The sequence below is a fragment of the Paenibacillus foliorum genome (genome assembly GCF_013141765.1).
In the GTDB taxonomy this organism is placed as follows: Bacteria; Bacillota; Bacilli; order Paenibacillales; family NBRC-103111; genus Paenibacillus_S; species Paenibacillus_S foliorum.
Genome location: NZ_WHOD01000022.1, coordinates 100308 through 123966, shown reverse-complemented (window position 1 = coordinate 123966; position 23659 = coordinate 100308). Strand labels below are relative to the sequence as shown.

The following is a 23659-nucleotide window of genomic DNA, read 5'->3' as shown; positions in this document are numbered from 1 at the left end:
AAGAGAATTAAAAGGCGAAAAGCCGCGTAGAGGGTCTAAATCCCGACAACGTGGCTTTTTGTCTCAAGGAGGTGCCCGCTCTGATAAACCCTATCAAAAAGTACCGAATCGACTACATCTTGTCGGGCAGCCTCACCGTTTTTTTTATTTTACTATTGGCTATCGTTTGTTGGGTAAGCTACACAGTCTCCTCTAAAGAGCTGGCGGAAAATACGTCCTTATATCAGCAGGAGCTGATGAGTGAGCTGAATAAGCAGATGATGCTGCAAATGCGCACTGTGGAGCAGCTGTCATTGGTTATTTCTCGGAATACGGAGCTGCAGCATTATTTGCTTGTTCCGGAAAGCGACTTCTACACGAAGCAAAAAGAGCAAACCGAGCTGCAAAAAGTGATGAATGAGCTGATTAACAGTACTCCCAGCTTGCAGTCGATGACGATTTATGTAAATAATCCTACATTTTCTGATCCCAAGGAATATGTCAGCTTCGTGAAACATGTAGACCTGCTTACCGAGCCTTGGTATTTGCAGGTAGAGAAATCTGATTTCACTTGGCTTGGCGAACGTTCTATCGAGACGACTCAAGGTACACAGAATGTGGTCACATTTGCTCGAAAGATCTATTCCAGCACATTGGAATACCAAGGAGTGCTGCTGCTTAATGTAAAAGCCAAGGTGCTGTATACCATGATGCTTGGTGAGAAGCAGACGGCTCACCGCTACTTGCTTGATTCCGGTGGCAGGCTGATTATGGGTACTCATAATTCTTTATACACAGAACTGAAGCTGCCCGAGATGCTTAATGTGGCTCAATCAGGAACCGGATATATGCATAAGAAACGCAGTGAAAGCGCCGCAGTTGAAGATTACTTAATTGTATGGGCCAAATCATTTAATGAAGGCTGGATTATGACGGAGGTCACTCCATGGCAAGTCATAGCTGCAGGCAGCCTTAAGCTGGCTATGACGATTTTCTGGATTGGACTTGCTTCAGTTTTGGTAGCGGTATTATTTACGTTGTATCTCTCACGCAGCTTTACAAAGCCGATTCGTCAGCTGTTGCAGGCAATGGGGAAATTTCCGATAGAGCTGAAGCAAGTGAATCTGCCTAATGATTATAACAATGAATTCGGTTCTATGTTTAACGGTTACCGCCGGCTAATGGAGAGGATTGAGGATTTATACCGCAGCTTGAATCATGAGCATCAAAGACAGCGGAAGGCTGAAATAAGAGCGTTGCAGGCCATGATTAACCCGCACTTTCTGTACAACACGCTCGACCAGCTCAATTGGATGGCGATTGATGCAGGGCATGAACGGATGAGTGAGGTGCTGGAGCTGATGGGTCGTATGTTTCGAATAGGACTCTCGAATGGGGAGAGCTTGATCACTCTGGAGCAGGAACTGGAGCACACGGAATGCTATTTGCAAATCCAGCAGCTGCGCTGGGGAGATGGTTTATTGTACAGCATAACTACAGTAGACGAGACCTTAAAGACTTTGTATATTCCCAAGCTTACGCTGCAGCCTTTTGTAGAAAATGCTGTCGTTCATGGATTTCATCGCAGGGAATATGGCTGCATTAGGATAAGTATCGAACAGGATGCTCTGGGGCTTTATATTCGAATTATTGATGACGGAGTTGGCTTGAAGCCGGATTGGAATCGCCAGCCGCGCAGATCAACAGGCGGCTACGGCATAAGAAATGTCCGGGAGAGGATCGAGGCGTATTTCGGAAGTCCTTTTGGTATTACGATTGAGCCTGTCTCTGGAGGCAGCGGGACACAGGTGACCTTGCGGATTCCAAGACTCGAGCATGACGATAATGGGGGAAATGACCATGTGGAAGATAGCCATCATTGATGATGATAGGGCAGTACTGCAAGGCATGCGCAAGATCATTCCATGGGACGAGCTGGAAGCAGAGCATGCGGGAGAAGCAATGGATGGTCAGCAGGGCTTAAAGCTCATCGCCTCGGTTAATCCGGATATTGTTATTACAGATATTTATATGCCTCTTATGAATGGCTTGGATATGGTGGAGGAGCTGCGCAAAATAGGATACGAAGGTAAAATCGTAATTTTAAGCGGTTTTGCTGATTTTGAATATGCCAGACAGGCACTGCGATTGAATGTAGATGACTATTTATCTAAACCGATAACGGTGCAGACCATTAAGTCTGTTTTGGAAAAAGCGATTGCGCAGTTGGAGGGTGCGACCGTTCATAAGCTGGAGCAGCATCAATTAAAGCAGAAGCTAATGCAATATGAACCGTTTGTCGAGCAGGAGTGGGTAAAGGCGGTTGTAACGGGCAACGTAAACTTAGTGAAACCATTTCCACCTTCTGTGCAAGGACTGCTTCCACACGGAGAAGACGCATCTGATTTTCTTGTGATTGCCGTAGAAATTTTACGGACTGTCCGAGTTTCCGAACTGTCGCCAAGCGATTTTAATTTGTTCCGGTTTGCTGTCGGTAATATATTGCAGGAGGTTATTTCCGCAGACTGGAAGAATGCCCGGTTAATTGAGCTGCATAGTCAGCATATGGCCGTGTTACTGCATGCGCCTCATGCTGAGAGAGAAGCAGGAAGACTTCGAATACGATCGCTATGCGACAGTATGATGAAGCATGTAGAAGACTATTTGAAGGTGAAGCTGGAAATCGGCATTGGCAGCTGGAAGGGTCGCTGGCAGGAGATTGCCGATTCAACAGAAGAGGCCTTTCAAGCCCTGGCAGCCAAACGGAATGCGCCCTTCCCAGGCTTGCCTATGTACGAATGGATAAGGGATCATGACCTATCGGACAATCAGTCGGCATTACTTAAGCCAACGGAGCTGCGCCCAGTCCAATTTTATCAGCAGCTTGGAGAAGCAATCCGGCATCTGCAGGAATCTCAGATTGAAGAGGTTATCGAGCGTTTCTTTCAGCAGCTGGAGGGGGCTAGAAGGATCACAGAGAAGGATGTTCGCAATCTGGGCTTAGAAACTTGGGCAATCCTTACGTATTCACTTCTTGATGCAGGTGTGCGAGTAGCTGAGCTGTTTGATACGGCTTTATTGAAGGAAGAGGTACAACAGCAGACGGTACCTGATAAGCTTAAAGCTTGGCTGTTGGATAAGGTGTCCGTTATTTGTCAGCTGTCAGGCAAAAGTGAGAAGCTGAAGCATAAGCAGGCGGTTGATTTCATGGTTCAATATATCCACGAACATTATGCAGAGGATCTTCACTTGAGCGAATTAGCGGAAAAGGTATATATATCGCGAAATTATTTAAGCACTATTTTTCGACAGGCTACGGGTGAGACCTTTAATAACTATGTGACACGTGTCCGCATGGAGAAAGCAAAGAGTATGATTCTGGAGGGCCGTTGGATGATTTATGAGGTAGCAGAAAGGGTTGGCTACAAAAATGTGCCATATTTTACAACCTTGTTTAAAAAACATACTGGAACCAATCCGACAGAATTCGTAAAAAATTGAAACAAATTGTGCATCTCTATTCTACTCAATCGGTTCGCTGCTTGGTACGATAAGCTTATTAAAAAGAACAGAACCGAAAGGGGAATTCGTATGAAATCTGCACGTAAGCTCTTAACAATCGGGTTATCTTCCATGTTGGCTGTCTCTTTGGCTGCATGCGGTGTCAAGGAGGAGGCTAAGCCATCTCAACCGACTGCTGCTCCTAATGCGGCTAACACGGCAACAGACAAAAAGCCAGTGAAGCTGCGTATTATGTGGTGGGGGTCGCAGGCTCGCCATGACGCAACATTGAAAGCGCTTGATTTATACACGAAAAAATACCCGAATGTCACTTTTGAACCGGAATATCAAGCTTTTGACGGGTATTTGGACAAAATGTCTACAATGGCCGCAGCTCGTAACTTGCCAGATGTTATTCAGACGGATGCAGCGTGGATAAGCGATTGGGGAAGCACGAACCGACTGATGGATCTGACCAATGCCATCAATACTAGGGATGTCGATCCAACTCTGCTTAATACCGGTAAATATAAGGACAAACTTGTAGCCATACCTCTCGGAAATAATGCCTTTGGATTGGTTTACAACAAAGCGACTGTAGAAAAGCTCGGCATTACTCCTCCTAAGTACGGTTGGACATGGGACGAATTTTTCAAATTCGGTATAGAAGCAAAGGCCAAGCTGGGTAAAGATAAGTACGTGTTTAAGGACTTAACCATTGATGGGCTTTATGACACCTATCAATTGGCTAAAGGCAAAGGCTGGCCTAAGGCAGAAGGCAAATTTAATTATGATAAAACCACATGGCTTGACTGGATGAACAAATTTGCCGAAATGCGGGCAGCGGGAATCGTACCGCCGGCGGACGTAAACGTTTCTGACAAAGGAGCGGACGCCAAGTTGGATTTAATGGTGCAGGATAAAATATTGCTTCGAAATTCACATGCTGCCGAATTCCCGGGTTTTGATGCATTGAAGCCTGGACAATTGGCTTTGGTGACCATACCGCAAGATAAGAAAGCGGGAGGCTGGTTGAAGGCTTCCATGTATTGGAGCGTCAGCCCGGATACGAAAAATGCGGAAGAAGCCAAGAAATTCATAGACTGGTTCATCAACGATACGGAAGCAGCTGATATTTTGGGGACCTCCCGCGGCGTTCCTGTTTCGAAGAAAATTGTCAGCGGCTTGGAATCCAAATTTACGCCAACCGACAAAGAGGGTATTGAGCTGATTAACAAAACCGCTCCTGACGGGCAAACCTTCTACCCGGGTCCAGGCTTAAAAGGCGGCTGGGATAAGTTCGAGAAGGAATATACCAACCTTGTACAGCAAATTATGTTCGGCAAGCTTACTCCGGAAAAGGCTTGGGACGAGGTTGAAAAGCTCGGTAAAGAAATTAAGTGATAGTAAAAGGCATCCAATCCTTCGGTATGGATGCCTTTTTGCATCCTATCACGATGAGATTTCCTTATAGTAATCCTTGTCCCACAAATGGGCGCCCTCTGCTATAATAAAGGGCAGAATACATAAATGAGGTGACAGAGGATGATTAAGTTAGCGGCATTCGATGTGGATGGAACTTTACGAGATCGTGACTATCTACCGGAATCCACACGGACAGCATTGCTTAAATTGAAGGAACAGGGAATCGCACTGGCCTTATGCACGGGACGCAGTGAGTATGAAATGGAATCACTGTGGAAGGAGCTTGCTATTGATTGGGCTGTGACATGTAATGGCAGTCACATTGGACATCAGGGTAAGACGGTTTCAGGAAATGCATTTCCCAAAGAAACGATAATCGAATGGCTTCAAGAGGCCAATCGATTGAATCATTCTATACTTTTATACGGATCTGAGCTCATGTTCACGAATAAGGAGGACTCAGAGTACTTCCGTCAAGCTCAGCAGGAGATTGGATTCATGGAGCCTGTGTTACTGGGCGAGAATGATGAAGTTCCTGATATATACCAATGTATTATTTTTTGTGGTGAGCAGGAAGAAGCAAGCTACCTTCAGGACTCAGGGGACAGCTATTACATTCATCGGTGGCGTCCATGGGCAGTGGACATCAATCCCAATGGCATGAATAAAGCACTGGGCCTTCAGAAGCTGCTTGACCATCTAAATATTATGCCGAATGAGGTTGCCGCTTTTGGCGATGGGCTTAACGATTTGGAATTAATCGAATCTGTTGGTACTGGAATTGCAATGGGGAATGCTTGCGATGAGCTGAAGGAGAAGGCAAAGTTCGTTACCAAATCGCTGCATGACGATGGTATTGCTTATGCTGTAGAGAAGTGGATTCTGCGAGCTTAGCTTAATGTAGGGAGTTTCGCAGACAGCAGCTACTCACAGCTGTGGCTTCTCCAAGGGTGACTGTGGTCACCTACTGTGGCAGGAAGCAATAAAAAAAGCTGCAACTAATGCAGCCAAGAGGTCGAGAAGAAGTAGATAGACGATGACTATCGAATAATTTGTACAATATCTCTTTCTAATGAACCCATGACTCCTCGGGTTTCTTTTTTTTCACTGCTTTATGCTTTTTCACAAGTTTGGGCAAATGCTTGATGCTGCGAATCATGCCTTCGTTGCACAATGGGCATTCGGGAGACGGGGAAGAAGTCAATTCTTCCCGTATCCATGCTTTACAATCCTTACTTCTGCATCTCCATACAGGTACCGGGAATAACTCCGACTTTGGAGCATCTGTTTGCATAAGGAATCACACCTCCCGGTAGTAACTTTCCCCTTAAGATTGCTCTTCATCCAACCTACAATCAGTCCCGTTAAGTTTTACATCACTATCTAAGTTTGGTATTTTACTGCCATATATCACCGGCTAGCACGGCCAGCTCGATTTTGTTCAAGCCAAAGCCATGCTCTTGGGTCATTTCGAATGAAAAGGGTGGCTGAACAGAAGCGAGGTAACTTAAGCAGCGTCCTCTGTCATGTTCAAACCAATCACCTGGTTCTGGAGGGTCCATGGAATAGTTTTTCCAGGCATTAGTTAATTTCGGGCTGTACAGTGGCGAAGCACCAGTTATAAGTCTGCAGCCGTCAAGCCGTTCCTTGAGCAGGCCCTTTGGGACAGGCGCTGTTTGGTGCATAGATGAGAATAGCTGCGGCCAGTAATCGGCTCTTGAGGCGGTGTGAGGCTTACTGTTGGCAAATCGCATCGCCCCTTCACAAACAACAGGAACCCCGAATAAAATCGCATACAGCTTTTTTCCCGTCTCAATTCGTTCATGCAAATTATTGAAGTTTTCCAAGACAAGACCGGCCAAATGCATTTCATCTCCATCCACATAAGGAAACACGACTTGATTGAGCTGAAGCAGAGACTGGGCATTGAAAAACAAAGAGTTAAGCACTAGATCTCGATACGTAGGGTGCTGTATAATCCGTTGTTCTATATAGTTCTGCTCATTAACGATTAGAGCTTGAGTCAGAAGCGCGGAATCCAGTTGTTCCCAGAATAATTCCCAGATTGGGCGCATAAAAGCAGAAACCTGTAGATGGGGGAGCAAATGAAAGAGCGGGGAATCCGCTCGTCTACTGGCAGAGTAGAGCAAGAGCTGAGGATAAGCGTCATGAAAAATAAGCCCATTGGCACGCTCCAGCAAGGCAAACACATTCCCACGCTGAGCTTCGTTAAGCAAATAAGGGAGCAATTCGCCTCGTAGGTCGGTCATATTCCAACCTCCATTACGTGATACCATATGCGCTAGATAAGCCCAATGAAGCTCAGGATGCGTTCGGAATATGTTCCAGTAGGCCATTGTTCTTGTTACATTATTGCGGTTATGATAGGCGGTGTCTTCACGGATACGTTGGACTAAAGCTTGATCTGAGACAGATAGAAGAGATGTTATAGGACCGCATTTATCAGATCCAGCTTCGGACTGGTTAAAAAGAGCTCGTAGAGCAGCGACATTCTCAGGCTGGATATGAATTTCTTGCATTGAGTTTAATTGACGTCTTTCATACAGTAAAGTCGCTGTCTTATCCTCTGCCCAATGAACAAGCTCCTGTGGAATTTCGACTAATTTTTGCAGCAAATCCATCCCTATCGATCGAAATCCTCCATCACCCATTAATCGGCTCAACCCCTTAGTTTAAAAGGATTAGGTCTTCGTTTACTCCAATAAAGGACTTAAGAATGACAGTCGTAATTATTTTATATATTGGCAAAGGAAACATTTAACTAATCCGAACGTATATATCTATGCGGGGAACGCAACTCGTACTTATTCTTATACTTTGGAGGTTAGCAATGAAAAACAGGAATAAACTAACATGGATCTCCCTTATTCTAGTTGTTATGCTGGTTGTGCTTGCAGGCTGTCAGCCGGTTAACGGATTGGACTTGAACAAGGTCTTTCAAAACGGAACCAACGTGAAATCTGTTCAAGGAACACAAAAGCTTACGCTGGAGCTTACACCAAATGCATCTGTCACACCAACGGCTGACGAGCAAAAGATGCTCGAGATTTTCAGCAAAGTAAGTGTTAGTTTAACAGAAATGAAGCAGCAGGATCTTACTCATTTTTCAGCAAAAGGTGTATTTGAATACAATAAGGGACAAATCCCGTTCCAACTGTCCATGAGTGACGATGAGTATATTTTCTTAATTGAGGGCGCTAAAAAGCCTATAGTCATACATACCGGCATGTCTTCCCTTCAGCAATTGAATGGTAAGCTTTCGCAAGAAATGGAGCAGCAATTCAAGGATTTACGTAAAAAAGCAACGGAATTTGCACCTACTATCGTGTCCTTTTTCTTAGGTAATGCACCAAATCCCAAAATTATCACGGTTGGTGACGGTAAGGCTAATATCCACGGGGAAGGCTTAAAGGGCAAGGACATTCATTTAGAAATCAAAGGCAGTGATTTGCTGGAGCTTGTAAAAGGATTTCTAACTAATGTACTGGCTGATGAAAAAGGATTGAAAGAGCTGTTGGGACAAGTTTTTGATCTGTACGCTCCAATGATGCAGCAGGCTGCTAAAGAAGGCGACCAAGAGAGCAACACTTTTAATGACACCATAGCCCCATTCCTTAACAACAAGTCGCTAGCTGTAGGATTTGCTTATACGGCAATTAATACCTATTTGAAAGATATGCTTGCTAAATATGATCAATCTGTGCAGGAATTACTGAACTCCCCATCCGGAGAAGATCTGAGTAAGCTGTTAAATGATTCGCTGTACTTGAAGATGGATTTATTTGTTGACAGTGAACTGACGACTCGCAAATCCAATATGGAATTTGCTTATTCATTACCTGATACTGAAAGTGCTGTAAAAGGCTTGAAAATCAACGCATCCAGCGAAATCTGGGATGTGAACAAGCCAGTAACGGCAGACAAGATCGATACTTCGAAGGGACAATTAGAGCTTACGACGCTAGGTAAACCGTCCAGAGTGATTTCGGTTGTGGACCCTAAGTCTCGCTTGTACACATTACTTAAAGAAGATTTAAATATTACGAAAAAAGAAATCACTATGATTATGGGCAGCCAGGATGATTATGTGGGGGACTCCTCTAAACCCTACAACAGCAACGGTACAATAATGGTTCCAGTTCGTTTTGTTGTCGAACAGCTGGATGCTGATGTAGCATGGGAGTCATCTACGCAAAAAGTAACCGTCACCGACCTTGTGAGCGGAGCTGTGATCAATCTGAATGTCGGAAGCAAGCAAGCAACTGTTAATGGTATGATCAAACTGCTAGATAAGGAGTCGGAGCTTACCAATGGTTCAACCTATGTACCTATTCGCTTCATTGCTGAGAGTATGGGCGCTAAAGTGAATTGGAACCAGGAGCTGCAGATGGTTACTATCACACGTGATTAGTCTACCCTAGTAAATGAAATCCATTACATGTGAATATTAAGTTTTGAGAATAGTCTCCATAAGAAAAAGCCTGATTCCGCCGGATCAGGCTTTTTTCTTATGCTTGCGGTTCGGTTGGAAGTCAGGCGCTGCTTACCCGAGCTTAATCCTTTAATTTATCCTGGCTATCTATTTCTGTGATTCCAGGAGGACGTGGACCAGGTAGCCGCCCAGCACGGGCTGTAGCTTCACGCAGTAGAAACTCGATATGTCCGTTGACACTTCGGAACTCATCATTAGCCCATCGTTCTAGCGCTTCATATAGCTTCGGGTCCAACCGCAGAGCAAAGTTTTTCTTGGTTGCCATAGGGGTTCAGCTTAATAAAGACTGCCTGTATTAATAACAGGGCTGGCGGAACGATCTGAAACGATGGCAACCATCAAGTTGTTGATCATAGCGGCTTTGCGCTCTTCATCGAGAACTACGATGCCGTCCTGCTCGATTTGGGCAATTGCCAACTGGACCATGCCGACGGCTCCTTCAACAATTTTGGAACGCGCAGAGATGATGGCCGCCGCCTGCTGACGCTGAAGCATGGCACTGGCAATTTCGGTTGAATAGGCAAGGTGAGTCAATCGGGCTTCCATAACCTCTACACCGGCTACAGACAATCGTTCCTGCAACTCGCGGCTCAGCTCAAGCGCAATTTCTTCGGAATTACTGCGCAGTGAATATCCTTCTCCTTCAAACACATCATAAGGGTACTTGTTAGCAACATGACGTAGTGCTGTCTCACTTTGAATTTCAACGAACTGCTCGTACTTATCAACATCGAACATGGCTTTGGCCGAATCAACAACGCGGAATACAACAACTGCGGCAATTTCAATCGGATTGCCTTCTATGTCATTGACTTTAAGCTTGACGCTGTTGAAGTTGCGGACCCTTAATGAAACGGATTTGCGAATGGAGAAGGGCATGACTAGCCAAAGGCCACTTGCTCTTATTGTACCGACGTAGCTTCCAAAGAAAGTAACGATTATAGCTTGATTCGGTTGTGCAACTGTAATACCTGATGCCAGGGCTACTCCGATAATGAGAAGAAGAATACCTGGGATTACTATCTCCTTAACCAGTAAGAAAGTTGCGAGAGCCATAAAGATCAAGATTAATAACAAACCAAGGAAGCCGTTAAAGGACCAAGCTTTTTGTTCTTTCATTTTAGAACACTCCTTTTTGTGTAACATATTGTTTTGATATTTAAATGATATCACTTTTAGTAATAAATGTAAAATGGAATAAGATGTTAATTAACAAAACGGGCGTTGACAGGGGATGGACATCGTGCTATAAGTGGTTGTAAGCTGAGTGTGAGGGCGAGAGAGAAATCGCCAAACTAATTAATTAAAGGCGGTGCAATAGGATGGAGCAAGTGTCGACCGAGCAAGTATTTGAACAGAAAATTGCTGGAAGCAAGCCTACAATTGCTGTATTTAAAACAACCTGGTGTAAAGATTGTCATTTCATTGATCCATTTATGCCTGCAGTGGTGGAAGCATATAAAGATCGTTTGGACTTTATTCAGCTGGACCGGGATGAAGTGCCGGATCTATGCGAGAAGCTGAACATTCTGGGGATTCCGAGCTTTATTGCTTTTCGTGAAGGTGAGGAGCTCGTTCGTTTTGTTAGCAAGCTGCGCAAAACCAGAGATGAAATTGAACAGTTTCTCGATCGCGCCCTGGAAGTTGCCGAAGCCTTGAAGAAGTAACGCATAGCAAATAATTTAGGTGAAAAAAGCTGATGCTTCAGGGATATGTCTCTCACATATCTCTTTGAAGGGAATCAGCTTTTTTCTTTCAACGCTTTGTAACATTTCCACATGGATTTGCTCTTGGATTATCGCTATAATGATACATGAACGATTCGACTTAATTAGCAATATATGTCGAATTCAGAAAAAGTAGGTGAAACCAGTTCATGAATCTTCAAAAATGGCTGAAACGGTTTTCGTTCGCCAGCATGTACGGAATGTTTTTAATTCTTGTAATGGGCGCGCTTGTCACTAAGACAGAATCAGGCCGCGGTTGTGGAGACGATTGGCCGTTATGTAACGGTAAATTCATTCCAGCCTATACGATCGAATCTATTATTGAATACAGCCACAGGTTTGTGGTCGGCGTCGTTGGTATCATATTGTTGATCACGATGTTGTTGGTCCTCTTCTACAGTAGAAGCAAGGAAGCCAAATGGTTTGTATCGGGTGCGATGTTGTTTACAGTATTGCAGGCTATTCTTGGGGCAATGGCTGTTATATGGCCGCAATCGTCTGCTGTTCTGGCGCTTCATTTCGGCTTCTCATTGATGGCATTTGCGTTTACTCTACTGCTCGCCTTAGTGTTTACCCGATTCGGAAGCTCAATGTCGGGACCGCCTTCAACCTTATCGATTGGTGTTCGCTGGGGAGTAGCATTGACCTTGATTTACAGCTATGCGGTTGTTTACCTGGGAGCCTTTGTAAGACATACAGAAGCATCGGGAGGGTGTATTGGCTGGCCGTTATGCAATGGACAAGTGATACCCGAGATGATAGGGGCAACCCGAATTGTATTTGCACATCGTGTAGGCGCGATTATTTTGTTTCTGATCATCATGTGGTTATTTATGGCTATAAGATCGCAGAACGGGAAGCAGGATAATGCTTATCAAGCTGCCAAATGGGCGCTCATTCTGGTTGTGCTGCAAATATTTAGCGGTGCCTTTGTAACTTTGTCCCTGGGGTATGATTGGTACTTGATAGCAAGCCTTATCCATGCGGTTCTCATCGCTTGCTTGTTCGGTATTCTTTGCTATTTATGTGTACTTGCCCTGCAGGCAGGAAAGGGCGGCAGACAGGCTTACGGAGCTAGATAGCTGCGTAAGCCTTCTTTTCTATCATGCGGCTCATTGGAAGCGCTGCACAAAGAAAAAGCAGTGGGTTGAAATAAGTGTCGCTGTAGATCCGAAGCTGGGCATGTTCGTAGGGAAGTTGGTTTATTTAGCATTTAATGCCTCATGGAATCGGGTATCATCCCGATTCCGCGGGTGTATACTTAGTTGATAAGCATAGGCAATATCATCTGGAAGGAAGTGAGCACATAGGATGCTTAGAAGCATGTTCGGCGAACCGCGCCGTAAAGATGAAGGACTGTTAGCAGCCGTCAATCAAGCGATAACGGGCTATCTGCACTTGCTTGAGTCGGTTCCGGCTGAGGAGCGCAACCTGCAGGAGCGGCGATATATAGTATGGGGCCGAGGCTTCCTTCGCGCGTTAGACGAGCTGGAGCAAAGCCAATTCGCAGCTGTAAGCTACGGCAGCAAGGTGACGAAGACCTATATTGATGAAATGTCAGACACTGAGCTTGACGACTATCATAGGCATCTATATTTCTATAAAAATGCAATCATTCGTTTATTCGCTATATTGGATAAGCTGGGTCATTTCATGAACGAGCGGTTCCGTCTAAAAACCGAAGAAATTAAAGCGCGATATTCTTATTTCACGGTACTGCGTAATATGCACACAAATCATTTGTACACCAAATTGGAAGAGCAGCTGTATGGATTAAAAGTAGCTTACAAAGTGCCTGTTGAGCGTCTTCGCAATGAACGGAACATGGAAATTCATACGATTAATGCAGATCTGCTTGATGACCTGCTTCAGGCTGCTGAATCAAAGCAATCATTAGATCAACGTAAGAAAACGGAAAATATACAAGAGCATCTCAAGGATCTTGAAATTGGCTGTAATATGACGTTTACCGCCAGTGAGAAGATATTTACCTATATTCGTACTTTATCGGAATCGTCCGGTCAGTACTCACCTTCGAACTGAAGGGCTCGCATGGAGTCGCTTAACGTTGCATGGGTTGAATCGATGGGGCGGTTCATCTATACTTTAGAGTAGCAAAGCTTAGTAATTGCTTACTAAGTTTAACTTTCCTTGCGGAAAGTCTAGCAAATGCTTACGAGGTAAAATTTCCTCATGGAAAGTTTAGGAGGGGCGAGCATGACCGAACAACCAAAAGTTGCACTCATAACAGGAAGCGCCAAGGGATTGGGCAAGATGACAGCGCTTCTGCTCGCCGAATCAGGTTGCGATATAATTATTAATTATGTGCACAGCCAGAAGGAAGCATATCTATTATGTGAGCGCATCCAAGCAAAGGGACGCCGCTGCATAGCTATTCAAGGCGATGTGGCAAACCCGATGGAAATGAGCCAGCTTGTAAAGTCGGCTGTGGCCGAATTTGGCAGCATTGATATTTTAATTAATAATGCAGGTCCGTTTGTCCGCGAACGAAAGCTGTTTAGTGAGTATTCGCAGGAAGATATTAATTATTTAATGCACGGCAACTTGTTAGGCGTGATGCAGCTAGATCATTTGGTATTGCCCATGATGCGAAATAAGAGTTGGGGAAGAATCGTCCATTTTGGCTTTGGTCACGCAGCAGAAGCAAGAGGCTGGCCGCATCGTGCTGTTTACGCAGCGGCAAAAGTCGGGCTGGTATCATTTACTAAAACCTTAGCGGTAGAAGAGGCCCCTTACGGCATTACAGTTAATATGATCTGTCCAGGGGATATCCGTGGAATGAACAAAGAGAAATTGATTTCCGAGGTAGAGCAAGAGATTGATCCTGAATCTCCCCGTGGACGACCAGGAGCTGGTGAGGATATTGCTAGAGTTATTGCTTTTCTCTGCGAGGAGCGGTCTGATTTTATTACGGGCAATATCATGGATGTTTCGGGTGGTCTGGATCCAATCAGGGCGATCATTGGTTCATCTCACCAGAAGTAAGTAACTGCCATGAATGAGGGCCAGATTAAGTATAAAAAAGACCCTACAGCACTAAGAGTAGCGGCGCGAGCGCCAGCAACCTTAAGAGCTAAGGGTCTTTAATTTGTTGAAGGATAAATTAGAACACTTGTACAACCTCTTGAACACCCTCAACTTCTTCGAGCAATGCGCGTTCAATACCGGCCTTCAATGTGATCGTTGAGCTTGGGCAGCTGCCGCAGGCACCTACCAGCTTAAGTTTGATGATACCATCCTCCACATCAACAAGCTCAACGTCACCGCCATCGCGCTGCAAAAACGGGCGAAGCTTATCTAAAACCTCCAGTACCTCATCGTACATGGTGCTTTGTGTTTGTTCACTCATTTGCTTCAACTCCTTTCTATAACTTATTATATTACAATAAGCGCAAAAATAAAATGGTTTACAAGGCGGATGATCATATATGAGACCTATCATTGAATTTTGTACGAATAATATGCACCATGGAACGGATCGATTAATGAAACAATTGGAAGACAACCCCGATTATGATGTGATTGAATACGGCTGTCTTGGCAATTGTGGAGAATGTTATATGTTCCCTTATGCTCTGGTTAATGGTGAAATAGTGGTGGGAGCCAATATTGAGGAACTGCAGCAGCGAATCGAACATAAACTAAAAGAGATCGAAGCCATGTTCGATCTCCTTGGAGAATAGATTAACCAAAATGATGCTTGGACAGCCAGAGTACACCGCTCTTTAGAGTTCGTGCAATTTTACCTGTCATAATCGTCCTTTTGCCCATCAGCCCAAAACCTGATTTTTTACCTAGTGAACCCAGAACCCCTTTGAGCTTAATTTTTCCTAGCCGAGGGGTTTCATTTTTCCAAATAGCCTTCATGACCTCTGCAATCTGCTTGCCTTGGCCTTCCGCCGCCTGGGCGCTTGGAGAAAAAGGAAGGGAAGCGCAGTCGCCTACAACAAAAACGTCTGGATATTCATTGATTTGATGGAATTTGTTAATAATTATACGTCCCTGATTATCCTTAGGAAGCTGCAGCTGCTGTATGATCGGGCTTGGCTGAATCCCTGCAGTCCAAATCGTAACGTCTGTATGGATGATCTCCTGATCGTTATAGAGGAGCCCGCCTTCCAAACGGGAAAGATTAATATGTGACCTCAGTTCAATATCATGCTCCAGCATCCACTCACGAACGTAAGATTGAAGCTTAGGCGGGAAAGCAGATAACACGCTAGGGCCGCGGTCTATAATCCTTATGTTCATATCCGGACGGCTTTCTCTTAGTTCTGCAGCCATCTCTACACCGCTTAAACCGCCGCCTATAATTGAAACTTGGCCGTAAGGAACGGTATCATTGACGGTTTGATAAGTTTTGCGTGTCGAGGACAATGTTTGGATACTATGCGAATACTGTTCGGCTCCAATAATTTGGTGATACTTGTCCACACAGCCGAGCCCTATAACGAGCCAATCATATGAAAGCGGGTCGTCATTCTCAAATAGAACCAGCTTGTTAACCGGATCAACCGCCGTCACTTCTCCATATTTAAGGATTAGGCGTGGGTCTACTGGAAACTGAACACGTATTTCATTATCTGCTACCGTTCCAGATGCCAGTGCGTAATATTCCGTCTTCAGTCCCTGATAGGGCATACGGTCGATAAGTACGAGCACAGTGTCCGAAGGTAACTCTTTTTCTAAAAGCTCGTTGGCTATAGTCAATCCCCCGTAGCCGCCGCCTAAAATAACTAATTTCTTCATCATGATGAACCCTTTCTATATGGGGACGGCAAGCCTCCCTGAAAAATATCAGCAGCATTGTCATGGTCATATCTTCTGAGTAAATTTTGAACTAATAAACTTTGATTTCGTTATAGAATGTATCACGTTCAACTGGAATGCGACCGGCACCTTTAACAAGCCAAACTAGCTCTTCACGGGTCAAGCTATCCGGTGATAAGGCACCTGCGGCATGACTGATACGCTCCTTTACAATCGTTCCGTGAACATCAGAAGCACCGAAAGTTAGGGCTATTTGCGTTAATTGTGTGCCTAGATTGATGAAGTATGCTTTGATATGTTGAATATTATCAACCATTAAGCGGCTGATTGCGATTGTTTTCAGATCATCAAAAGCAGCCACGCGGCGTTTCAAGCCTGCACTTACGCTGGCCGGTTGTACGGAGTTCGGAATGAACACCATGAAACCGTTGGTCTCATCCTGCACTTCGCGCAAATAGATCATGTGTTGAATTCGTTCTTCCAGCGTCTCAATGGAGCCATACAGCATAGTCGCATGTGTTTTCAGACCTAAACCGTGAGCAACCCGTTGTACTTCTAGCCATTGGTCCGTTGTTGCTTTACCAACGCCCATTTTCTTCCGATAGCGCTCAGATAGGATCTCGGCACCGCCGCCTGTCAATGTGCTTAAACCGGCATCCATAAGTGTCTGAAGCACCTCTTTATAGCTTAACCCACTGAGGCGAGAATAAAACTCGATTTCAGCGGCAGTATGAGCCTTGATGGTAACATCAGGATAACGTTCCTTCAATGCGCGGATACAATTCACATAATATTCAAAAGGTACATTAGGGTTATGTCCTTGAGCTATATGGAACTCGCGCATACCCGGATGATAATGCTCATCAATAAATTCAAACATTTGCTCAGGTGAAAGCGTATAGGAACCTTCCTCGCCCTCATCTTTGCGGAAATGACAGAATGCACAGTGAGCTTCACATACATTGGTAAAGTAAAGGCTCATATTATCGATGAAATAAACCCGTTTACCATTCAGTCTGAGATTAACTTCATTTGCCAGCTGCCCAATTGTAAGCAAGTCATCGGATTGATACAAAAATACGCCATCCTCAAGCGATAAGCGTTCACCATGCTTCACTTTTTCTGCTATTTCTGCCATTCTTTGATCCGGATTACTGATAACGATGCTCATAAATCCACCTCCAAAATGAATAACAAAGTCATGCTTTTACCATGAATGACCTTTTGATTGATATCGTCGAACAGGGAGGAGTGTACCATTATATTCATATATAAAGTCTCCTTATTAAAACAAATAAATTAAAACAATACTATCTATTATAGACCTCCTTATCGGGCGGGGCAATACGTAGTTCGACAAAATGGGGATTAGCCCTTAACGGGCTCGAGACAGGTTGTGGTAATAGATATAAGTCCTTGAGGAGTCTGCTTATTAGGAGTATACTTATAAAGAAGAGGCAATATGTTAGAGAAAAGAGAGCTCCTATCTGGGCTAATTAACCTTTCTAAAAGTTGAACATCTGTTTCATTATTGCTCTCTAGCGATATATGAACTTTGAGCATTATCATGGCACTCCACTACCGTAAGGAGGTTGTATTTTATGATTACAATTAGCGAAACAGCAAGCGATAAAATTAAAGAAATGTTGGCCAGTGAGGAGACACCGGATTTATTCCTTCGTTTAGGGGTGAAATCAGGAGGCTGCAGCGGTTTTTCATATGGTATGGGCTTCGATGACCAAGAGAATACTGACGATAAAGCTTTTGAATTGAATGGGTTAAAAGTGGTAGTCGATCAAGAAAGCTCTAAATATTTGTATGGCATCGAGATCGATTTTAAAGAATCCGGCATGGGCGGCGGCTTCACCATCAACAACCCGAATGCAGTTGCATCCTGCGGCTGTGGCTCTTCGTTCAAAGTGAAGGACGAAGAAGGCACACCTGAGAAATGCGACGATAAAGTCGAGGCTTAACAGGGCTATAGAGATTTGAGTGAAATATTGACTTGCAATTATCTTGAAAGTACACAACCCTAGAAATACGATTTCTGGGTTGCAGATTACGACCTTCTAAGTGTGTGTGTTGATGCTGATACACATATTTTAGAAGGTTTTTTTTACATGCTTAAAAACAAAAAAACGAAGATACCAGATGGCAAACGTCCAGATCAGCAAGAATATCCGCAGATTAGCTTTCAACAACAAAGTGAATATCAAATTGGATTCAAAAATGAAAGAGTGTGGTATAATTTTACTATAAAGAGAGGTAATAACTCCTTCCAATCAAACTTTAACTCACAAATGTTAGGAGATAGGTTATGTCACTAAAAGTGGTGCAAATTTATGGGATTTAACTACGAATTAAGCAATTTTCTTCTTAATATTTTTTTCATCTTGTTCCCACTAATTTTTTATCAATTTACAATTCATGAAAAGATGAATCATAGAACAGCTTTTAAAAATGTAGTCATCTTTTTTTTATTTGCCACCCCAATGATTTTATGTATGTATTTTCCTCCTGTAGAAGCAAATGGTTTAATATTTGATCTTAGAATTATTCCTTTGATATTGGGATGTTTTTATGGAAACTCCAAAACTTCTATTATGTTACTCCTCTCTCTTATAAGTGTTCGTTTTATGATTGGCGGTACAGGCGCTTATCTAAATTTAATTTCTTCCACTCTATCGTTCATTGTAATCATATCTTTATCAAACAAATATCATTCTTATAGTTTATTTAATAAAATTCTCATATCCTCTATACTATCTTTTGTTTGTAAAATAATTGGCATATCAAGTATTCTAGTTATTGATTCTTATTATGATTTCCTATCTGCTTTTAAATTTTATATTGTTCAAAGTTTATTTATGGGCTTAGCTATATACATTATTGAATCTATTAGAAGAAACGCTGAACTAAAAAAAGAATTAATATTCTCAGAAAAAATGAACATCGCAAGTATTATTTCCGCATCCGTTGCGCATGAAATTAGAAATCCGCTAACCTCAGTTAGAGGGTTTATTCAACTACTTACTCAAACAGAACTGAATCCTGACAAAAAACAGATGTATGGGAAAATTTGTTTAGAAGAAATTGATCGTGCGGAGCAAATTATTAATGATTATCTATCATTAGCAAAGCCTTATCCGGAGATTTTGGAAGAATTGGATATTGGTGAGGAAATTCAATATATTTATAATGTTTTAAAATCCGTTGCAAACCTTACAGGAGTAGAAGTAGAGATTAAATATGACATTAATTTGTTAGTATTAGGTGATCGGAAAAAGCTAAGGCAAAGCATCATTAACATTGCCAAAAATGGTTTAGAAGCGATGCGAGATAAGAGAGGAGTACTTAAAATTGAAGCTTATAAGAGAAACAATGAGGTGATTCTCTCCATTAGCGATACTGGAATTGGAATGACAAATGACCAAGTAAGTCGTCTAGGAATGCCCTATTATTCTAACAAAGATAAAGGTACAGGTCTTGGGATGATGGTGTCATTCAGCTTGATAAAAGGTATGTTAGGAAAAATCAATGTAAAAAGCGAATTAGGAAAAGGAACTGTATTTGATATTTCCTTTCCCTTATTGAAAATATAAAAAAAATAATTGTAAAATTTAGTTGATTGTCTTGAATTTGGGAATGTATTTGTTATAATCATCTTGTCAAATACCTGAAGAGGGGTTGTCTTATGGGTGCTAAGCTAATTAAAATTGCTTCGGTATACTTTGTTGTAGGTGTGTTTTTTGGCATGTTTATGTCCATCACGCACCAGTTTCAATTCGCTTCTGTGCATGCCCATATTAATTTGGTAGGCTGGGTTTCACTTGCATTAGCGGGGTTTGTGTACCATGTATTTCCAAAGGCGGCCTCATCCTTGTTGGGGAAAATTCATTTTTGGCTCCACAATATCGGATTGCCGATTATGATGATCGGACTTATTTTCCTTCTTAGTGGAATGCAAGCTGCGGAACCTGTTGTTGCGGTAGGCGGTTCTTTGACTGCTCTTGCTGTAGTCCTGTTTACCATTAATGTACTGAAAAATGTCAGCGAAGCCAAAGATCAAAGCATTACACACAACAAGACAACATCCTTGTAAACCCGTACATAATGAGAGCGCATGCCTTAGGGCTTGCGCTTTTTTTGCTTTCCTCGATTGAATGAGGATGCTTACTAGTATTCACAAAAAAGGGAGCCATCCTTTTATCACTCGATTAAGTAAAATCTGGAAAAAATATTTTTGAATTATTATTTTCAAATAGGAGCTTGTGCATAACCTTGTCCACATAATCCACTGCATAACCGTATAGGATTCCACACTTATTAACATAATACACACAGGTTATACACAAAATGATGTGGATAACAGAACGCTTGTTCTAAAAGCATATACATGTTAATATAATTTTACCTTAAAGAAGTTAGGTGATCTTAATGAGACTAATGAGTAATGAAATTTTAATTGATTCATACTTTAAGGCGTTGAATTTGAAGCTGGAAGCCGAGTTTATCGAATTACTGCTCGAAGAAATCAGACGTCGTAAGCTGAATTTGGAATATTACGGTAACAATGAAGCGCAGGTCAGTTGACCTGCCTTTTTTTTGGATTTTGGCATTCTGAGAACAATAAAAAGGTTTCCGCCAATGTTAGTTGTGGCAGAAACCCTTATTATTTGAACTGGTTAAATTACATTTTCATGTTGCTGCTGTGACCTGGGGACAACTTAGCCGAAGGGTCAATATAAACTTTTGCATTGTTGATTGCCGTTGGAGCTTCACCAAAGCCTACAGCTATGAGCTTGAGCTTTCCAGGGTATGTAGTGATATCGCCTGCTGCAAAAATACCTGGAATGCTTGTTTCCATACGCGAATCAACAATAATTGAACCATTGTCAATTTCAAAGCCCCACTCTGCAATAGGACCAAGCGACGAAATAAATCCGAAATTAACGATAACCGCGTCGACATCCAAATCATAGGTTTCTCCGGATTTGATATCAGCCAAGGTAGCTTTAGTGATAAATTCATCTCCGTGAAGCGCTGTGATTTCTTTTGGTGTCTGTACATCTACTTTGGAACTCATTAGGTTTTCAACACTGTGTTCGTGAGCACGGAACTTATCTCTGCGGTGAATTAACGTAACTTTCTCAGCAATCGGCTCCAGCATCAAAGCCCAATCTACTGCAGAATCGCCTCCGCCGCTAATCAGAACCTTTTGTCCTTTGAAACGATTCAGGTCGCTGACAAAATAATGCAGGTTCTTTTTCTCGAACTTGGATGCCTCTGGAAGCTCTAGACGTCTAGGCTCGAATGCGCCAACTCCGCCTGTTATAATAACGGCTTTAGATTGATGAACTCCTTTATCCGTTACTACCTCAAAAAGACGCTCATCCTTTTTGATAACCTGAAGCACTTTTTCCTCTAAACGAATATCGATAGGGAAATGCTTCATTTGCTTATCGAGGTTGTTAACTAGCTCTTGAGCTGTAACCTTCGGAAAGCCTGCAACATCATAAATATACTTCTCCGGGTACAACGCGGCTAGCTGCCCACCTAATTGCGGCATGCTTTCAATGATCTTTACCGATGCTTGACGCATACCGCCATAGAAAGCGGCAAACATACCTGCTGGGCCTCCGCCCACGATAATAATGTCTACTATTTCATTTTGCATTTTTCTAAACGCACCTCCGAGACTTAATAACAATCGAATTATATTATAAACCTATAAATTTGGAAAGAAAATAATAACGATTTTCATTTACATTTAGAATAAAAAGATATAATCATGTGCTTTATTAACTATTATGGGAATATTCAGCAATCAGAAGTAATCCTGTATATATACGGGCTAGTCTCGGTTTTTTCTGTGATTTTTAACCAAAATAATACTTGCTATTTGTCATGTTACATTATATTATGTCTTGAGGAACTGGATAAAACTGATGGCTTAACTCGCTTTTTAACGCTTATATTTTCAATTCATACTGTTCAAACTAGTATTGAAAAATAATTCTCGGCGTAGTATGTGTAAAATTTCACAAACGAATTATGACCATTAAATACAGAATATAAACAGGATGGAAGGGATCAACCATGAGTCGAATACCAAGAATAGTCATTTTGGGAGCAGGATATGGTGGCATTGTGACGGCTATTCGTTTGCAAAAGGAATTAAATTATAACGAGGCAGATGTAACTCTGGTTAACAAACATGATTATCATTATATTACTACTCATCTGCACATGCCTGCCGCAGGCACAGACAATCCGGAGAACGCGCGCGTTAATATCCTTAAGCTAATTGATGAATTCAAAATCGACTTTGTTAAATCCACTGTTGTACAAATTCGTCCACAAGAGAAAAAGGTTATTTTGGAAGAAGGTACATTGTCTTATGATTATTTGGTCGTAGGACTTGGCGGAGAGCCAGAAACCTTTGGTATTCCGGGATTGAAAGAGAACGCGCTTAGCATTCGCAGTATTAATAGCGTACGCTTTATTCGCGAGCACATAGAATATCAATTTGCAAGATTTAAACGTGAGCCGAACCGTTTGGACTACTTAACCTTTGTAGTGGGCGGAGCAGGCTTTACAGGAATCGAATTTGTCGGAGAATTGGCCGATCGTATTCCTCAACTTTGCAAAGAGTTCGACGTGGATCCGTCCCTTGTTAAAATATATAATGTGGAAGCGGCGCCAACGGCTTTACCTGGTTTCGATCCCGAATTGGTAGAATATGCGATGAATGTTCTGCAGAATAAAGGGGTTACCTTTAAAATAGCAACCGCAATTAAAGAATGCACGCCGGATGGCGTTTCATTGGCTACTGGTGAAGAGATTAAGTCGGCTACTGTTGTATGGACTGGCGGTGTTCGCGGTAATCACATGCTGGATGATGCTGGTTTTGAAACGATGCGCGGCAGGATCAAGGTTGACGAGCAGCTTCGCGCTCCTGGTCATGATAACATTTATATTCTGGGCGATTGCTCGATAGTATTGAATCCGGAAGGCCGTCCTTACCCGCCTACAGCACAAATATCGATGCAGCAAGCTGATGTCTGTGCGCACAACCTCGTAGCTTCAATTCGTGGCGAGCAAATGAAAAATTTCGTCTTCCAAAGTAAAGGTACAGTTGCATCCCTTGGACGCGGTGAGGCTATCGGTATTGTTGGTTCACGTAAAATCAAAGGCGGCCTCGCGGCTGTAATGAAAAAAGTCATTGACGTGCGCTATTTGTACATCATTGGCGGTATTCCATTAGTACTTAAGAAAGGCCGTTTCTAGTAATGCGCCACTGCAGCGTACAGGTACGCGGTTTATTGACGCGGGACGAGTTGGATCGTTACAATGCCCTTATAGACGTTGGTCACTTCCTAGAATCTCAAACCCGCTATGATCTAGTTTATACGGTGCAAAAAGAAATTGACATTCTCATTCTCCCGGCAATTGAACGTCTTAAGGAGAAGTCGCGGCAGCGTGATAGGGACACAGAAGCCTATCTGGCGGCTAAGAACGATAAAAGCGAAGCAAGTCGCGATGATCGTTTTGATGATGATGACGAAGACGATGTATAAGCATTGAGTTTACTTTATATTAAAAAACCTGTGGTTTCACCGATGTTCTGGTGAAACCACAGGTTTTTTTGCTATTTGAATCATCAGTTTCCTTAGAAGCTAGATAATCCTTCAATATTGATGACGTTGTTATCGAAAACTTG

Annotated in this window: 25 protein-coding genes; 17 read left to right on the top strand and 8 right to left on the bottom strand. The window is 42.8% G+C overall.

Annotated features, from left to right (window positions below; all coding sequences use genetic code 11):
• Positions 1-71 precede the first annotated feature (71 nt).
• The 4 genes from GC093_RS06325 (at position 72) to GC093_RS06310 (ending at position 5799) form a co-directional block, all read left to right on the top strand.
• Positions 72-1862 (top strand): cache domain-containing sensor histidine kinase, encoded by a 1791-nt coding sequence (locus tag GC093_RS06325; RefSeq protein WP_171651022.1) that lies wholly within the window; start codon positions 72-74, stop codon positions 1860-1862.
• Positions 1840-3480, top strand: a complete 1641-nt coding sequence (locus GC093_RS06320) for a response regulator transcription factor (protein ID WP_171651021.1) — start codon at positions 1840-1842, stop codon at positions 3478-3480. The genes GC093_RS06325 and GC093_RS06320 overlap by 23 nt, the downstream gene beginning before the upstream one ends.
• A gap of 90 nt (positions 3481-3570) precedes the next feature.
• Positions 3571-4884, top strand: a complete 1314-nt coding sequence (locus GC093_RS06315) for an ABC transporter substrate-binding protein (protein WP_171651020.1) — start codon at positions 3571-3573, stop codon at positions 4882-4884.
• A gap of 141 nt (positions 4885-5025) precedes the next feature.
• The gene (locus GC093_RS06310) at positions 5026-5799 is read left to right on the top strand and encodes a Cof-type HAD-IIB family hydrolase (protein WP_171651019.1); all 774 of its coding nucleotides are present in this window, start codon (positions 5026-5028) and stop codon (positions 5797-5799) included.
• Between the two features lie 175 nt (positions 5800-5974).
• Here GC093_RS06310 and GC093_RS06305 read toward each other — a convergent pair whose 3' ends face one another.
• Positions 5975-6199, bottom strand: a complete 225-nt coding sequence (locus tag GC093_RS06305) for a cold-inducible protein YdjO-related protein (protein ID WP_171651018.1) — start codon at positions 6197-6199, stop codon at positions 5975-5977.
• Positions 6200-6302: 103 nt separating this feature from the next.
• Complete coding sequence (locus GC093_RS06300) at positions 6303-7577, bottom strand: DUF2515 domain-containing protein (protein WP_171651017.1); 1275 nt, start codon at positions 7575-7577, stop codon at positions 6303-6305.
• Between the two features lie 179 nt (positions 7578-7756).
• Between GC093_RS06300 and GC093_RS06295 the strand changes: the two genes are divergently transcribed.
• On the top strand, positions 7757-9337 hold the full coding sequence (locus tag GC093_RS06295) for a copper amine oxidase N-terminal domain-containing protein (RefSeq protein WP_171651016.1): 1581 nt from the start codon (positions 7757-7759) through the stop codon (positions 9335-9337).
• A 142-nt stretch (positions 9338-9479) separates the two neighbouring features.
• Here the strand turns inward: GC093_RS06295 and GC093_RS06290 are convergent, their stop codons facing one another.
• The gene (locus tag GC093_RS06290; protein WP_171651015.1) at positions 9480-9683 is read right to left on the bottom strand and encodes a type II toxin-antitoxin system antitoxin; all 204 of its coding nucleotides are present in this window, start codon (positions 9681-9683) and stop codon (positions 9480-9482) included.
• Between the two features lie 11 nt (positions 9684-9694).
• The gene (locus tag GC093_RS06285; RefSeq protein ID WP_171651014.1) at positions 9695-10537 is read right to left on the bottom strand and encodes an SPFH domain-containing protein; all 843 of its coding nucleotides are present in this window, start codon (positions 10535-10537) and stop codon (positions 9695-9697) included.
• Positions 10538-10740: 203 nt separating this feature from the next.
• Here GC093_RS06285 and GC093_RS06280 point away from each other — a divergent pair, with 203 nt between their 5' ends.
• The 4 genes from GC093_RS06280 (at position 10741) to GC093_RS06265 (ending at position 14151) form a co-directional block, all read left to right on the top strand.
• Entirely contained in the window at positions 10741-11085 is a 345-nt protein-coding gene (locus GC093_RS06280) for a thioredoxin family protein (RefSeq protein WP_171651013.1), read from the top strand.
• 209 nt (positions 11086-11294) lie between these two features.
• Positions 11295-12227, top strand: a complete 933-nt coding sequence (locus GC093_RS06275; RefSeq protein ID WP_171651012.1) for a COX15/CtaA family protein — start codon at positions 11295-11297, stop codon at positions 12225-12227.
• Between the two features lie 241 nt (positions 12228-12468).
• Complete coding sequence (locus tag GC093_RS06270) at positions 12469-13188, top strand: Cthe_2314 family HEPN domain-containing protein (protein ID WP_246313676.1); 720 nt, start codon at positions 12469-12471, stop codon at positions 13186-13188.
• A 174-nt stretch (positions 13189-13362) separates the two neighbouring features.
• Positions 13363-14151 carry an SDR family oxidoreductase gene (locus GC093_RS06265; protein ID WP_171651010.1) on the top strand — a complete coding sequence of 263 codons (789 nt, stop codon included), beginning with the start codon at positions 13363-13365 and terminating at the stop codon, positions 14149-14151.
• A gap of 118 nt (positions 14152-14269) precedes the next feature.
• Here GC093_RS06265 and GC093_RS06260 read toward each other — a convergent pair whose 3' ends face one another.
• The gene (locus tag GC093_RS06260; protein WP_171651009.1) at positions 14270-14515 is read right to left on the bottom strand and encodes a NifU family protein; all 246 of its coding nucleotides are present in this window, start codon (positions 14513-14515) and stop codon (positions 14270-14272) included.
• Between the two features lie 79 nt (positions 14516-14594).
• Here GC093_RS06260 and GC093_RS06255 point away from each other — a divergent pair, with 79 nt between their 5' ends.
• The gene (locus tag GC093_RS06255; RefSeq protein ID WP_171651008.1) at positions 14595-14849 is read left to right on the top strand and encodes a YuzB family protein; all 255 of its coding nucleotides are present in this window, start codon (positions 14595-14597) and stop codon (positions 14847-14849) included.
• A gap of 1 nt (position 14850) precedes the next feature.
• Here the strand turns inward: GC093_RS06255 and GC093_RS06250 are convergent, their stop codons facing one another.
• Positions 14851-15915 carry an NAD(P)/FAD-dependent oxidoreductase gene (locus tag GC093_RS06250; RefSeq protein WP_171651049.1) on the bottom strand — a complete coding sequence of 355 codons (1065 nt, stop codon included), beginning with the start codon at positions 15913-15915 and terminating at the stop codon, positions 14851-14853.
• 91 nt (positions 15916-16006) lie between these two features.
• Positions 16007-17107 carry an aminofutalosine synthase MqnE gene (gene mqnE, locus GC093_RS06245; RefSeq protein ID WP_171651007.1) on the bottom strand — a complete coding sequence of 367 codons (1101 nt, stop codon included), beginning with the start codon at positions 17105-17107 and terminating at the stop codon, positions 16007-16009.
• 430 nt (positions 17108-17537) lie between these two features.
• Between mqnE and erpA the strand changes: the two genes are divergently transcribed.
• From erpA to sda, 5 genes are all read left to right on the top strand, one after another.
• On the top strand, positions 17538-17909 hold the full coding sequence (erpA, locus tag GC093_RS06240) for an iron-sulfur cluster insertion protein ErpA (protein WP_171651006.1): 372 nt from the start codon (positions 17538-17540) through the stop codon (positions 17907-17909).
• Between the two features lie 147 nt (positions 17910-18056).
• Positions 18057-18263, top strand: coding sequence for a hypothetical protein (locus GC093_RS06235; RefSeq protein WP_171651005.1), 207 nt, complete (start codon positions 18057-18059; stop codon positions 18261-18263).
• A 15-nt stretch (positions 18264-18278) separates the two neighbouring features.
• A complete protein-coding gene (locus GC093_RS06230) occupies positions 18279-19538 on the top strand; it encodes an ATP-binding protein (protein ID WP_171651004.1) in 1260 nt (419 codons plus the stop codon).
• Between the two features lie 92 nt (positions 19539-19630).
• Entirely contained in the window at positions 19631-20038 is a 408-nt protein-coding gene (locus GC093_RS06225) for a cytochrome-c oxidase (RefSeq protein ID WP_171651003.1), read from the top strand.
• A 344-nt stretch (positions 20039-20382) separates the two neighbouring features.
• Positions 20383-20529: a sporulation histidine kinase inhibitor Sda gene (gene sda / locus GC093_RS06220; protein WP_376768632.1), complete on the top strand. Its 147-nt coding sequence runs from the start codon at positions 20383-20385 to the stop codon at positions 20527-20529.
• 97 nt (positions 20530-20626) lie between these two features.
• On the opposite strand, the gene GC093_RS06215 is transcribed toward sda, so the two are convergent.
• A complete protein-coding gene (locus GC093_RS06215) occupies positions 20627-21613 on the bottom strand; it encodes an NAD(P)/FAD-dependent oxidoreductase (RefSeq protein WP_171651001.1) in 987 nt (328 codons plus the stop codon).
• A gap of 422 nt (positions 21614-22035) precedes the next feature.
• Here GC093_RS06215 and GC093_RS06210 point away from each other — a divergent pair, with 422 nt between their 5' ends.
• Both GC093_RS06210 and GC093_RS06205 read left to right on the top strand, forming a co-directional pair.
• A complete protein-coding gene (locus GC093_RS06210; protein ID WP_171651000.1) occupies positions 22036-23226 on the top strand; it encodes an NAD(P)/FAD-dependent oxidoreductase in 1191 nt (396 codons plus the stop codon).
• A gap of 2 nt (positions 23227-23228) precedes the next feature.
• Positions 23229-23516 (top strand): hypothetical protein, encoded by a 288-nt coding sequence (locus tag GC093_RS06205; protein ID WP_171650999.1) that lies wholly within the window; start codon positions 23229-23231, stop codon positions 23514-23516.
• Positions 23517-23659 lie beyond the last annotated feature (143 nt).

Coding starts and splice junctions, on each gene's coding strand:
- GC093_RS06310 (WP_171651019.1), top strand. CDS start 5,026: ATGATTAAGTTAGCGGCATTCGATGTGGATGGAACTTTACGAGATCGT.
- GC093_RS06260 (WP_171651009.1), bottom strand. CDS start 14,515: ATGAGTGAACAAACACAAAGCACCATGTACGATGAGGTACTGGAGGTT.
- GC093_RS06210 (WP_171651000.1), top strand. CDS start 22,036: ATGAGTCGAATACCAAGAATAGTCATTTTGGGAGCAGGATATGGTGGC.
- GC093_RS06255 (WP_171651008.1), top strand. CDS start 14,595: ATGAGACCTATCATTGAATTTTGTACGAATAATATGCACCATGGAACG.
- GC093_RS06275 (WP_171651012.1), top strand. CDS start 11,295: ATGAATCTTCAAAAATGGCTGAAACGGTTTTCGTTCGCCAGCATGTAC.
- sda (WP_376768632.1), top strand. CDS start 20,383: ATGAGTAATGAAATTTTAATTGATTCATACTTTAAGGCGTTGAATTTG.
- erpA (WP_171651006.1), top strand. CDS start 17,538: ATGATTACAATTAGCGAAACAGCAAGCGATAAAATTAAAGAAATGTTG.
- mqnE (WP_171651007.1), bottom strand. CDS start 17,107: ATGAGCATCGTTATCAGTAATCCGGATCAAAGAATGGCAGAAATAGCA.
- GC093_RS06265 (WP_171651010.1), top strand. CDS start 13,363: ATGACCGAACAACCAAAAGTTGCACTCATAACAGGAAGCGCCAAGGGA.
- GC093_RS06235 (WP_171651005.1), top strand. CDS start 18,057: ATGCTTAAAAACAAAAAAACGAAGATACCAGATGGCAAACGTCCAGAT.
- GC093_RS06230 (WP_171651004.1), top strand. CDS start 18,279: ATGGGATTTAACTACGAATTAAGCAATTTTCTTCTTAATATTTTTTTC.
- GC093_RS06280 (WP_171651013.1), top strand. CDS start 10,741: ATGGAGCAAGTGTCGACCGAGCAAGTATTTGAACAGAAAATTGCTGGA.
- GC093_RS06270 (WP_246313676.1), top strand. CDS start 12,469: ATGTTCGGCGAACCGCGCCGTAAAGATGAAGGACTGTTAGCAGCCGTC.
- GC093_RS06290 (WP_171651015.1), bottom strand. CDS start 9,683: ATGGCAACCAAGAAAAACTTTGCTCTGCGGTTGGACCCGAAGCTATAT.
- GC093_RS06315 (WP_171651020.1), top strand. CDS start 3,571: ATGAAATCTGCACGTAAGCTCTTAACAATCGGGTTATCTTCCATGTTG.
- GC093_RS06295 (WP_171651016.1), top strand. CDS start 7,757: ATGAAAAACAGGAATAAACTAACATGGATCTCCCTTATTCTAGTTGTT.
- GC093_RS06305 (WP_171651018.1), bottom strand. CDS start 6,199: ATGCAAACAGATGCTCCAAAGTCGGAGTTATTCCCGGTACCTGTATGG.
- GC093_RS06215 (WP_171651001.1), bottom strand. CDS start 21,613: ATGCAAAATGAAATAGTAGACATTATTATCGTGGGCGGAGGCCCAGCA.
- GC093_RS06205 (WP_171650999.1), top strand. CDS start 23,229: ATGCGCCACTGCAGCGTACAGGTACGCGGTTTATTGACGCGGGACGAG.
- GC093_RS06285 (WP_171651014.1), bottom strand. CDS start 10,537: ATGAAAGAACAAAAAGCTTGGTCCTTTAACGGCTTCCTTGGTTTGTTA.
- GC093_RS06225 (WP_171651003.1), top strand. CDS start 19,631: ATGGGTGCTAAGCTAATTAAAATTGCTTCGGTATACTTTGTTGTAGGT.
- GC093_RS06320 (WP_171651021.1), top strand. CDS start 1,840: ATGTGGAAGATAGCCATCATTGATGATGATAGGGCAGTACTGCAAGGC.
- GC093_RS06250 (WP_171651049.1), bottom strand. CDS start 15,915: ATGAAGAAATTAGTTATTTTAGGCGGCGGCTACGGGGGATTGACTATA.
- GC093_RS06300 (WP_171651017.1), bottom strand. CDS start 7,577: ATGGGTGATGGAGGATTTCGATCGATAGGGATGGATTTGCTGCAAAAA.